The sequence below is a fragment of the Helicobacter kayseriensis genome, from assembly GCF_021300655.1.
Classification (GTDB): domain Bacteria; phylum Campylobacterota; class Campylobacteria; order Campylobacterales; family Helicobacteraceae; genus Helicobacter_G; species Helicobacter_G kayseriensis.
Map to the genome: position 1 here is coordinate 18,478 of NZ_JAJTNB010000011.1, position 11,935 is coordinate 30,412.

The 11,935-nt window shown below is 37.6% G+C and carries 13 protein-coding genes; 9 read left to right on the plus strand and 4 right to left on the minus strand.

The annotated features are described in order from the left end of the window. Positions 1-124: 124 nt before the first annotated feature. From clpP to LW137_RS06635, 9 genes are all read left to right on the plus strand, one after another. Positions 125-715: an ATP-dependent Clp endopeptidase proteolytic subunit ClpP gene (gene clpP, locus LW137_RS06595; RefSeq protein ID WP_233034549.1), complete on the plus strand. Its 591-nt coding sequence runs from the start codon at positions 125-127 to the stop codon at positions 713-715. Between the two features lie 109 nt (positions 716-824). Continuing rightward, the gene (def, locus tag LW137_RS06600; RefSeq protein ID WP_233034555.1) at positions 825-1,340 is read left to right on the plus strand and encodes a peptide deformylase; all 516 of its coding nucleotides are present in this window, start codon (positions 825-827) and stop codon (positions 1,338-1,340) included. Further along, positions 1,337-2,842 carry a YifB family Mg chelatase-like AAA ATPase gene (locus LW137_RS06605; RefSeq protein ID WP_233034560.1) on the plus strand — a complete coding sequence of 502 codons (1,506 nt, stop codon included), beginning with the start codon at positions 1,337-1,339 and terminating at the stop codon, positions 2,840-2,842. The genes def and LW137_RS06605 overlap by 4 nt, the downstream gene beginning before the upstream one ends. 68 nt (positions 2,843-2,910) lie before the next feature. Then, complete coding sequence (locus LW137_RS06610; protein WP_233034562.1) at positions 2,911-3,930, plus strand: bifunctional 3,4-dihydroxy-2-butanone 4-phosphate synthase/GTP cyclohydrolase II; 1,020 nt, start codon at positions 2,911-2,913, stop codon at positions 3,928-3,930. Further along, positions 3,927-5,459: an ABC transporter substrate-binding protein gene (locus tag LW137_RS06615; protein WP_233034564.1), complete on the plus strand. Its 1,533-nt coding sequence runs from the start codon at positions 3,927-3,929 to the stop codon at positions 5,457-5,459. The genes LW137_RS06610 and LW137_RS06615 overlap by 4 nt, the downstream gene beginning before the upstream one ends. Beyond that, positions 5,416-6,393, plus strand: coding sequence for an ABC transporter permease (locus LW137_RS06620; protein WP_233034566.1), 978 nt, complete (start codon positions 5,416-5,418; stop codon positions 6,391-6,393). The genes LW137_RS06615 and LW137_RS06620 overlap by 44 nt, the downstream gene beginning before the upstream one ends. Further along, complete coding sequence (locus LW137_RS06625; RefSeq protein ID WP_233034568.1) at positions 6,390-7,154, plus strand: ABC transporter permease; 765 nt, start codon at positions 6,390-6,392, stop codon at positions 7,152-7,154. Before LW137_RS06620 ends, LW137_RS06625 begins: the two co-directional genes overlap by 4 nt. Beyond that, positions 7,148-7,900, plus strand: coding sequence for an ATP-binding cassette domain-containing protein (locus LW137_RS06630; protein WP_233034570.1), 753 nt, complete (start codon positions 7,148-7,150; stop codon positions 7,898-7,900). The genes LW137_RS06625 and LW137_RS06630 overlap by 7 nt, the downstream gene beginning before the upstream one ends. Continuing rightward, positions 7,894-8,523, plus strand: coding sequence for an ATP-binding cassette domain-containing protein (locus LW137_RS06635; RefSeq protein ID WP_233034572.1), 630 nt, complete (start codon positions 7,894-7,896; stop codon positions 8,521-8,523). The genes LW137_RS06630 and LW137_RS06635 overlap by 7 nt, the downstream gene beginning before the upstream one ends. On the opposite strand, the gene LW137_RS06640 is transcribed toward LW137_RS06635, so the two are convergent. The 4 genes from LW137_RS06640 to LW137_RS06655 all read right to left on the minus strand — a co-directional run bounded on the left by LW137_RS06640 (position 8,520) and on the right by LW137_RS06655 (position 11,769). After that, on the minus strand, positions 8,520-8,882 hold the full coding sequence (locus LW137_RS06640; RefSeq protein ID WP_233034574.1) for a hypothetical protein: 363 nt from the start codon (positions 8,880-8,882) through the stop codon (positions 8,520-8,522). The genes LW137_RS06635 and LW137_RS06640 overlap by 4 nt on opposite strands. Then, positions 8,883-9,479 (minus strand): hypothetical protein, encoded by a 597-nt coding sequence (locus LW137_RS06645; protein ID WP_233034576.1) that lies wholly within the window; start codon positions 9,477-9,479, stop codon positions 8,883-8,885. It lies immediately after the preceding gene. Between the two features lie 20 nt (positions 9,480-9,499). Further along, a complete protein-coding gene (locus tag LW137_RS06650; RefSeq protein ID WP_233034578.1) occupies positions 9,500-10,153 on the minus strand; it encodes a 3-methyladenine DNA glycosylase in 654 nt (217 codons plus the stop codon). Between the two features lie 86 nt (positions 10,154-10,239). After that, entirely contained in the window at positions 10,240-11,769 is a 1,530-nt protein-coding gene (locus LW137_RS06655) for a flagellin A (protein WP_233034580.1), read from the minus strand. Between the last annotated feature and the right edge of the window lie 166 nt (positions 11,770-11,935).

The window sequence follows — 11,935 nt, forward strand, 5'->3', positions numbered from 1 at the left end:
AGAAAACATCAAAAACAAAAGCTCAAGCAGAGGAAACAGAGGCAAAAGAAGCCAAGATGAGCAAAACAAAAACAAGTAAAAAAGCAGAGGGTGATAAGAAGACAAAAGCAAGTAAGGAAAAATAATGAATTATATTCCTTATGTAGTTGAAAAGACAGGGAGGGGAGAGAGAAGTTATGATATTTATTCTCGTTTGCTCAAGGATCGCATTATTCTCTTGAGCGGAGAGATTAATGATGAGCTTGCTTCTTCTATTGTCGCACAGCTTTTGTTTTTGGAAGCAGAAGATCCTCAAAAGGATATTTATCTCTATATTAATTCTCCAGGTGGAGTTATTACAAGCGGGATGAGTATCTATGATACGATGAATTATGTGCGCCCTGATATCTGCACGATTTGTATTGGACAAGCTGCTTCTATGGGGGCTTTTTTGCTGAGTTGTGGGACAAAAGGTAAGCGTTACTCTCTTCCCCACAGTCGCATTATGATACATCAACCCTTGGGTGGAGCTAGAGGACAGGCTACAGATATACAAATCCAAGCTCAGGAAATTTTGCGTCTCAAGCTAATTTTGAATCAGATTTTTGTTCAGAACACAGGACAAACTCTTGAGCAAATTGAAAAAGATACAGATAGAGATTTCTTTATGAGCGCTTTGGAAGCTCAAAAGTATGGATTGATTGATCAAGTGTTGGAAAAAAATAAAATTATTTAAGGCTGTCTTGTAAAAAAAGGGGGGATAAAATCTTCAAAATAATATTAAAGAAAGCTTTTCCTTTTTGATTCTAAGATAAGATTGTGTTTAGTTTTTAAAAGGAGAACTTTTGGTTTTAGATATTTTGCATTATCCTAATCCTATATTAAAAAAACGATCTCGCGATGTTGATCTTTTTAATGAAGAGTTGCATCAATTCTTAGATGACATGTATGATACGATGATTGCAAAAGATGGAGTAGGTCTAGCTGCGATTCAAGTGGGTAGAGATATTCGTGCTTTGCTTGTAAATATTCCACGAGAAGATAAGCAACAATACAAAGAAGATCTTTTAGAAATGATCAATCCTGAAATTATCCACAAAGAGGGAGAAATTTTTTTTAGCGAAGGTTGCTTATCTGTTCCTAATTTTTATGAAGATGTTTTGCGTTTTGAAGAGCTTGAGGTGCGATATCAAGATCGCTTTGGAAATCCTCAAACCTTGCAAGCTCAAGGATATCTTGCTGTAGCAATACAACACGAAATCGATCATCTCAATGGTGTGTTGTTTGTGGATCGTTTATCCATTATTAAGCGCAAAAAATTTGAAAAAGAATTTAAAAAGATTCAAAAAAGCAAAAGATGAGCAATACGATTTTTTGTGCCACACGATTTGGGAGTGGTGCAAAAATTGTTGCTGTTGAGGGGGTATTTGCAAGAGGATTGCCTAACTTTCATATCACGGGTCTTGCAAATCATGCGATTTTGGAAGCCAAACATCGCGTCCAATCTGCTCTTCAGGCTTGCAAGATTTCGATGCCTCCAATGAAATTTATTATCAACCTTTCTCCTGCGGATTTGCCCAAAAGTGGAAGTCACTTTGATCTCCCAATAGCCTTACTGGGTGCATTACAAAAACAAGAATTGAAGAATGAATGGTTTGCTTTTGGTGAGCTTGGTTTGGATGGTGCACTTAAATCTCAAGAGAGCATTTTCCCTCTTTTGCTTCAGATTGCCCTCCTTAAGCCTAATGCAAAAATTATTCTCCCCAAGGGAGGAGAGGAAATTTTTTCTTTGATTCCTTCTTTGGAGTTTTATTTTGTTTCTTCATTACAGGAGGCTTTTGAACTTATCACTCTTGATGAATTGCCATTGCCTTATCATTCTAAAAACATAGAATTTTCTTTTGTTGAAATTGGAGGAAAAAAATATTATTACTCCTCAGAGATTGAGTGCGATTTTTATGATGTGATTGGGCAGGATATTGCTAAGCGTGCTGCTTTAATTGCTGCGAGTGGTTTTCATAATATTGTTTTTGAAGGAAGTCCAGGTTGTGGAAAAAGTATGATTGCCAAGAGAATGCGCTACATTATGCCTCCTATGAGTTTGGAAGAAATGATTGAGTGCATGAAACTTCAAGCTTTGAGTCATAATAAGATTATATATTCGCCAATGCGTCCTTTTAGAAATCCACATCAAAGTGCAAGCAAAGCAAGCATTCTTGGATCAGCAACAGCATTAGAAGCTAAAGTTGGAGAAATTGCTTTGGCGCATCAGGGGATTTTATTTTTTGATGAATTGTTGCATTTCAAAAAGGAGATTTTAGAATCTCTTAGAGAGCCTTTGGAGAATAATTCCTTGGTTATCTCAAGGGTTCATAGCAAGATTGAATATGAGACATCATTTTTGTTTGTTGGAGCTCAAAATCCTTGTCCTTGTGGGAATCTATTGAGCACAAGTCGCGAATGTCGCTGTCAGGACAAAGAAATTGCAAACTACAAAAATAGGCTTTCAGAGCCGTTTTGGGATCGTATGGATCTTTTTGTGCAAATGTCAGATCATCTTGCATCTCAAAGCAGAATCTCATCTCAGGAAATGAGAGAAAAAGTTTTCCTTGCGTTTGCAAAGCAAAAAGAGCGTGGGCAGAAGATACCAAATGGGAAGCTTGATGAAAAGGGAATTGAGCAGTTTTGTCCTTTGGATCAAGAATGCAGTGATTTTTTGTTGCGTGCAATGGAAAAGCTAGGGATGTCTTATAGGGGAACTCATAGATTGAGGCGTGTGGCAAGGACGATTGCAGATCTTGAGGGGAGCGAGAGAATTTGCAAAACTCATCTTATCGAAGCGATTGGGTATAGAAAAATCTAGGCTTGCAAAAGATTGAAGCTTGATTTGTTTTAGATGTAATGAAAATTATAAGAAAGGAAAGGGTAGAAATGGTTGAAGAGCGTGTAAAGAAGGCAATCGATGCATTTAAACGAGGAGAAATGATTATCGTGATGGATGATGAGGATCGTGAAAATGAGGGAGATTTGGTTTATGCTGGGATTTTTAGCACTCCAGAAAAGGTGAATTTTATGGCAACAGAGGCACGAGGGTTGATTTGTGTCTCTATTACTCAAGAGATTGCAGATCAATTGGACCTGACGCCAATGGTTCATCATAATGATTCAAATCATCACACGGCTTTTACGGTAAGTATTGATGCCAAAGATGCGACGACAGGAATCTCAGCTTATGAACGTGATATGACTATTTCTTTGATGTGTAATCCTAATTCAAAGCCAAGTGATTTTGTAAGGCCTGGCCATATTTTTCCTTTGATTGCAAAGGAGGGGGGAGTACTTGTGCGGACAGGGCATACAGAGGCAAGTGTAGATTTGTGTAAATTATCAGGACTTGCTCCTGTGGCTGTGATTTGTGAAATGATGAAAAGTGATGGAAGTATGGCAAGGAGAGGGGATCGATTTTTATTTGATTTTGCCCAAAAGCATAATCTTCATATTCTTTATGTTTCCGATTTGGTTCAATATCGTCTAAGTTCAGAGAAGTTGATTTTATGTACAGAAGAAGTGGAGACAAGCTTTTGTGACAAACCTTGCAAGCGTTTTTCTTTTTTGGATCACTTGGATCGCAAGTATGAGGTTTTTGCTTTTGGCAAAAAAGATATTCCTCTTGTTCGATTCCATCATATTCGTCAAGATATTCAAACAATGCAAGAGGATTACAAAAGCTTTATGCATTCATTGGAGATGGTTGAGAGAGAGGGAGGATTTTTGATTTGTTTATCACACAAATCAGAAGATAAAAGCTTTGGAATCGGTGCTCAAATTCTGAAGCATTTGGGGGTGCGTGATTTTAGGCTTTTAAGTTCCAAAAAAGACATAGATTATTGTGCATTGAGTGGTTTTGGGGTTAATATTATTGAAACACTTTGTTTGGAGGATGGAAAATGAAGCGATTATGTTGTGCCTTATTGGTATTTTTGTCATGGATATATGCGACACCAAAAGATACATTGATTGTAGCTGTTGAAAATGAGCCAAGTCGTATTAATCCTGTTTTTAGCGAAGATCACGATGTGGCAATAGGTGTTGTGTTTTCAGGTTTGGTAAGATTGAATGAAAAAATGGAGATTTTGCCAGATCTTGCCAAACAATGGTCTGTTAGTGCTGATGGTTTGGTTTATGAGTTTGAACTAAGAGATGGGGTGAAGTGGCATGATGGTCAGCCATTTGGAGTCGATGATGTAATTTTTACTCTTCAGAGTTTAAAAAATCCAAAAATCAATTCTCCTCTAAGAGTTAATTTTGAGATGATTGAGAAAATTGAAAAGCTTGATGAAAAAAAATTGAGAATCACGCTCTCAAAGCCATTCCCAGCTTTTTTAGATGTGATGAGTGTGGGGATTCTCCCAAAACATTTGCTTGAGGGGAAAGACTTAAATCAAACATCTTTTAATTCTTCTCCCATAGGAACAGGTCCTTATCGATTGAAGCAATGGAAAAAGGGGCAATATATCAGCTTGGAAGCCAATCCGTTTTTTTATTTGGGAAGAGTTGAAACTCCAAAGCTTGTCTTAAAAATCATTGCAAATCCAAGCATTAGTGCAATAGAGCTTAAAAACGGAAGTATTGATGTGGGGCTTGTAGATTTTGAGATTGCTTCCTCATTTGCTAAAGATTCTCGTTTTAAGCTCGTTTTTCTTTCATCCGCAGATTATCGTGCGCTGATGTTTAATCTTAAAAATCCTTTGTTAAAAGATCCAAAGGTGCGTATAGCATTGAATTATGCGATCAATAAAGAGGCAATGGTAAAAACTTTGATCAATTCCCATGGATTTGTTGCACATCATCCATTGCAGGTTTCTTGGGCCAATCCTTTAGCATATCCCACTTATTCTTATGATCCCAAAAAGGCTTTAAAATTATTAGAAGATCTTGGATGGAAAATGGGCCAAAATAAAATCTTGCAAAAAGATGGAAAAAATTTTGAATTTGAAATTTATGCGATGAATAATGATCCTTTGCGTGTTGCTCTTGCTTCTGTGTTGCAAAGTGAGCTTGCAAAGATTGGGATTCGCACAAAAGTTGTAGTAAAGCCTAGTGGAAGCTTTGATTATACGCAAGTGGATAGTTTTCTAGTAGGGTGGGGGAGTCCTGTTGATCCTGATTTGCATACTTATCGTGTTTTTGCAGGATCTGAAGATACAGACTTAAACCAAGAGGGTTGGAATTTTGGACACTATCAAAATCCTCAAGTTGATCGCTCTTTGAGTTTGGCAAGAAGCACGCTTGATCTTTCTGAGCGTAAAAAATCCTACGCTGATTTTATTGAGGCCTTGTATCAAGATCCTCCTTATATCTTTTTGATGTATCTTAACTTTCCCTTAGTGTATAAATCTGAGATTAAAGGAATTATCCCCAATATCGTTGGGCATCATGGCGTTGGCTTTACTTGGAATATTTGGCAATGGAGAAAATGATTTGCGGGCTATTGGGCGTCTTGTTTTTGGGATTTTTGCACTTTGGGGGGTAAGCTTTTTAGGCTTTGTTCTGATTTATTATTCTCAAGGAAGTGTCGCCTTTGCAAATGTATCACAAGGGATGAGTCCAGCTATGAGATTTCAAATTGAAGAAAATCTTAATTTACATCGCCCTTTGCTTGATCAGTATCAGACTTGGCTATTTCAAGTGCTTAGGGGGGATTTTTCAACTTCATTGATGAGCGGGGAAAGTGTCTCTTCAATCATTGCTGAGCGCATACCCTATACGCTTATTTTGGGTGGAAGTGCTTTTGTATTGTTGATTTTTTTTTCAATTATCCTAGCTTTTTTGTCTCTGTGGTCCTCATCTCTTGATCGTTGCATTGCTTTTTTGGGGATGGGGTTTGTTTCTTTGCCAACTTTTTCTTTGGGACTGTTGCTTATTTTGTTTTTAAGTGTCAAATGGAGTGTGTTTCCAAGCTCTGGTGCAAGTGATATTGGGATGGAAGATCAAATCAGCAATCGTCTTTTACATTTGGCACTGCCTGTAATGACATTGGTGATCTCTCATCTAGGAATCTTTACTCAATTTGTGCGTACGACTTTGATTGATGCTTTAAATCAAGAGTTTATTCAGTTTGGATTGGCACGAGGATTGAGCTTATTTTATATTTATATGCATTGGGTTTTGAAGTATGCTCTTTCCCCTATAGTGGCTTATTTTTCAGCATCATTTGTGAGTTTTATGATGGGGACCTATGTTGTTGAGGGTGTGTTTAGTTATGGAGGGATTGGTCAAACTCTTATCAATGGATTGATTTTTAAAGATTATCCTTTAGTGTTAGCAATTTTGCTTATGAGCTTTGCAAGTGTTTTGGTGGTTAATTTTTTGGCAGATTGTTTGTGTGCAAAACTCAATCAGGGAAGAGTATGAAGTTTTGGTTATGTTTTCTCCTTGTGATATGTTTATTTGTTTTGTTTTTTCCAATTAAAGAAGATGTGATTCTCTTAAATCAAGCCAAGCTTCCTCCAAGTCCTTCTCATTGGTTTGGAACGGATTTGTTAGGAAGGGATTTGTTTTTGCGTATTGTCTCTGCTCTAAAAGTCTCTTTCTTGGTGGGTATTGGTGCTTCTAGTTTGGCTTTTATGTTTGCAGTTTGTTATGTGATGTTTTTTCATTTTTTTATGCATTCATTGGGAGTGCGAATTATTGAGATATTTTTAGCTCTTCCATCATTGATGCTTGTTATGTTTGTGCAGAGTTTTTTGAATGGGGGGATTTTAACGATGATTGTTGTGATTGCATCGGGACATTGGGCTTTAATCGCAAAAGTTTTGGATAGTGAGATTTTAAAGATTGAGCAACAAGATTATTATCAATGTTCAAGGATGCTAGGGGTTTCAAGATTTCGTGCTCTTTGGAGTGAAATTTTGCCTGCGTGTGTGAATGTGATGGTTGTTTTGTGGATTTTGAATTTTGCCCATGCAATTGGTAATGAGGCAACTTTAAGTTTTTTTGGGCTTGGGATTGAGCCCAGTAAAGCAAGCCTTGGAAATATTTTGGCAGATTCTGCTAAGGCAATTTTTATTGGTGGATGGTGGATGATTGTTTTTCCAGTTTTGGCATTAATGATGATGATTTTGCCAATGTTGTTTGTTGCCAATGATATGCAAAAGAGAACATCGGTATGCTAGAGATTCAGAATCTCACTCTAGCTTTGGGAGAGAAAATCATTCTAGATCGCTTGAGTCTTGCACCTTTTTTTGGAAATTTGGGTGTCATTGGCGAAAGTGGTAGTGGGAAAAGTTCTTTCTTGAAATCTTTGATTGTTCTTTTTTCTTCACCTTTTATTCTTGAGGCGCAGACTTTGAGGGTGAATGGATGGAATGTTTTGCACCTAGATCAAAGGGCCTTGAGGATGTTTAGGAGTCGTGTCGGGTATGTTTCTGCTGAGATTTATGGAGGGTTTTATCCTTTGAGTGATATTGGATGTGTTTTTGATTCTCTGCTTGCCTATCACAACAAAAAACTAAACAAAAAACAAAGGAAACTTTTATCATTTGAAATGATGGAGAGAGTGGGGTTGGAAAATCTTGATTTGATTTGGCATAGTTATATCCGAGAGTTGAGTGGTGGAATGGCGAGGCGCGTGCAACTTGCTCTGTGTCTTGTCTGTGGTGCAAAGATTTTGTTATGTGATGAAATTACCGCCTCATTAGATGAAGAGAATGCCCAACGCATTATTCAACTTTTGAAAGAAATGAGAATCCCGCTTATATTTGCAACTCATCATTTATCCTATCTTAAGGAATTATGCAACGAAGTGATTGTCCTGCAGAAGGGGAAAATTATCGAACAAAATACAAAGGAGAGTTTTTTTCATTCTTCGCAAAGTGATTATGGACGATCCTTGCTTCAAGCTTGGAAAAATAAATGCTAGAAGTATCTAATCTTTCTTTTGTTTATTATAAAGAAAAGCATTTCTATCTTCCAAAAGTGCGTGTTCCCATCTTTGATCAAATTAATTTTTCATTATCTTTGGGGGAAAATCTTTTGGTGTATGGATCTAGCGGGAGTGGAAAAAGTACTTTAGGAAAAGTCTTAGCTGGATTGCTTAAACCTTATAAGGGAGAGATAAGGCTAGGGGGAGAGAGGATTTTTGGGATTGCTCCCCATAGGATTCAATATATTTTTCAAGATCAAAAAACTGCACTCAATCCTTATAAAAATGTGAAAAGGTTGATTGGAGATGTTGTAGGAAAAACATTAGATATATCTCAGATTTTGGATCAATTTGCTTTAGATGAACGTATTTTGGGTCTTAGATCTCGCGCATTAAGCAGTGGAGAGGCACAAAGAGTAGGGTTGCTTAGAGCATTATTGCTTAGACCAAAAGTATTGATTTGTGATGAGATTTTGGAATCTTTGGATATTTTGACAGCAAATCAAATCCTTGAAATTTTGAAAACATACCAAAGGCAAAATCAAATGAGTTATATCTTTATTTCACATCAAAAAAGGCTCTTTGAAGGAATGTATCAAAAAACTCTCTATCTTTCTTAGGGAATCAGTTGCTTGCTCGGAAAGGGACCACTGGGATTTGGTTTGATTTGAAAGGGATGTTTGAAATCAAGGGGGTTGATTTTTGTATGACAATCAATGCACTGGCGTATGACTTGATGAGCTTGAGATAGGGGAGGGGTTAAGAGTTTTTGGGATTGATGACAAGCAAAGCAATCTTGTCCGCACCCTCCCATGTCAATTTGAGCCATTTTTTCATCCGTATGACAGCTTTTACATTCTGTCATTGGAATATGTCTTTGATCATTTTTATAATCTAGCTTTGCATGACAGCTTGCACAATCTCCTTGGCAAGCCCAAGATAACAAAAATGAAATTAAAAAAACAAAAATGAAGCGCATCTACCATCCTAAGCTGAAATCATAAAAACTAAAGCCAAGCATTACAACAGAAGTATGAATATTGTTTAGTTTGAGTTGATAGGCATAGTTATATCCATAACGATAAGATAGATTGATCCCATACCCTTGACCAACATCAAAGAATGCTCCAACTTCTGCATCAAGTCCATAGGTATTGAATTGTCGATTTTGGTATTCAAAGGGAAAGTGTGTAAGTTTCATTCCAAGTTTTAAAAAAGGAATCACTCTTCCATCCCATAATCGACCACCAATTTTAACGCCACCAAAAAGCCCATACAATGCATTGCTCTTTCCCCCTCCTGCAGCGCCATCAAGATAGAGCCCAATGAGTGTGTCATATCCTTTTTCCTCATTTAAAAGCCACCCCATATCAAGAGTAAAGATGAGACTATTGAGAGAATGGACATTGAAAAGCTGGGGATGTGTAAAGTTGGCATAAGAAAAATGCACACCAAAAGAGGCATAGTATGGAGAATTTACTTGTGCGGGGAGAAATTTAGATTTGGGTTGATTTTGAGGTGATATATCAAATTGCTCTATCGCGTCGTTTGCTGTGCTTAAAGAAAAAAGAAACATAAAAATAGCAAAGCATTTTTTCAAGCTTTAAATCCTTTTTTGGCAAATTCAACGATTTTTCCATGAAATCGTGCATAAAGTTGGGCAAGAGAAATTTCAAATGGATAAAGATTTTGAATTTTATCAAAATGGTTGCAAATTGTTTGAGTGATCCAATTTTGTATTTCTTCATAGTCTTGCATTTCATATCCATATAAACAAAGCAAGCGATAGGTATATTGATCGATCACCATAATATCTCTTAAGCAAGCATAATTCAAAATCGTATCACGCGTTTCAGGACCAATTCCTTTTTGTGAAATGAGCCATTGTCCATCTGTTTCTTGGGTGAAGGCGTGATAGCTTCCAAAGTCTTTTAATATGTTTTGAGCTAGTTTGATAAGGCGTGTAGCCTTTTGGTTGGCAAATCCGCTTGAAGTGATGAGTTGGGCAAGATGCGAGGGATTAGATTTGGATAGCCGATACAGATTTTCTTCATTTTGATTGAAGATAAGAAGATTGGATGATTGAAGATTTTGGAGGGATTTTTGCACATTGGTCCATTTGGTATTTTGCGTAAGAATTGCACCAATAACCGCTTCAAAATCTCCATGATTTGGCCACCACCATGATGGAGAATCTCTCAAAAGATCCAAGGAGTGAAGAAAAGTAAAAAGTTCATATGAATTAGTCAAAAAAATCCCCTAAAGATTGAGTTGGATTCAAAGCATGATCCCCCCACCCCTCAAAAGAGAGAAGGGAAGCTTTTGCTTTTTAAGGATTAGCTAAGAAGTCTTAGAATATTTTGTTGTAGTGCGTTTGCTTGTGAGAGTGCATAACTTCCAGATTGAGCAAGAATGCTATATTTGCTAAAGTCTGAAGACTCTGCAGCAAAGTCTACATCTCTAATTTGAGATTCGGCAGCTTTTACATTCACTTGAGTGACTGTAATGTTGTCCATTGTACTTGTCATTTGATTTTGGACAGAACCCATATCAGCTCTAACTTTATCAAGTGTTTTTTGAGCAGATTCTGCAATATTCATAACAACCATAGCACCAATCAATGTTGTCACACCAGCTCCAAGTCCTGTCGCACCGCTTGCGATGACCGCATTTTGGTTTCCTCCAGCTGCAGATCGAACGCTTGCTCCAAATTCACCCATAACATCTCGAAGATTTACTGTTGTCTCAGCAACCTGTCCAACACCAAATCCGATTGATGCGAAGTTTGATCCTCCAGAGATACCAGGAGCAGACACCACTTGAATATCTCTTGCATCAAGTCTAGTCAAAGAGAGTCGTCCATAGTTGCTTGATCCTGCACCAAGTGATTGACCGCCATTAAGTGAAGTTACAGCAGCATTTGGATCTTCTGCAGCTTTGATGTAGATACCGCGACCATCTACGCTTCTAAGATTGAGACGCCCAAGATTATCTATAAATGCCTCAACACCAGTATCTGAAGTCGATGCATTAATTGCTGCGGCCAATCTTCCATCTGCATCATTTGCTTGGATTCCGATAATATCTCCAAACACCACACCATTGATTGAAAGACCTTTGATATCCCCAGCCTTGATCGATTCATCAGATGTTGATTGAACATTTGCTTGAGCTTTGATGCCCGTTCGATCAGAGTTTTTGTTGATGACCTCTGCTAGTGCACCAAGACCAGTTCCTGCGGAGTGAGAAACAACAACACTTTGAAGTGTGACATCATTTGCCCCATCAGCTTGCTTGAAAGTAAGAGAGACTACGCTTGCTCCAGAGACATTTGCTCCTGTTTCAACGCGAACTTGTCCAATTTTGTCAGATGTTGTTGCACCAATTGAAGCACGGATTGTTTGATTGGAGTAAGCACCAATTTGGAATTCTTTGTTTGTAAAGGATCCTGAAAGCAAAGAGATTCCGTTGTAGCTTGTTGTGTTACCAATATTATCAAGTCCTTGAATCAATCTTGCGATATCGTTTTGAATCGCTCTTCTAGATTCTGCAGATTGCCCATCTTGAGCAGCTTGCGTTGCCTTGACTTTGATTGTTTCTAGAATCTTGATTTGCTCATCCATTGCTTTATCGGCAATTTGAATGATCCCAATTCCATCGTTTGCATTTTTGATCGCTTGACCTAAGCTTGCAGCTTGAGATCTAAGACTATCGGCGATAACCATTCCTGAAGCATCATCTGCTGCTTTATTGATTCTAAGACCAGAACTTAGTTTTTCCAATGAGTTTTTAAGCTTGCCTTGCGTAAAAACTGATTGAGCATGTGCGTTCATCGCACCAATATTTGTGTTGACTTGAAAAGCCATCGTAAAACTCCTTTTTGTAATATTTAGCTTAAACTTCCCTGTTTCAGCATTGATCTAGATCGACAAAAATATAATTTTTTTAACCTATTTTAAGGTTTTGCTTTTTAGAAGGTTGCTGTGAGCAAAATAGAAGATCAGTTTTAAATTCACCCCCCCCCTTTTTTTT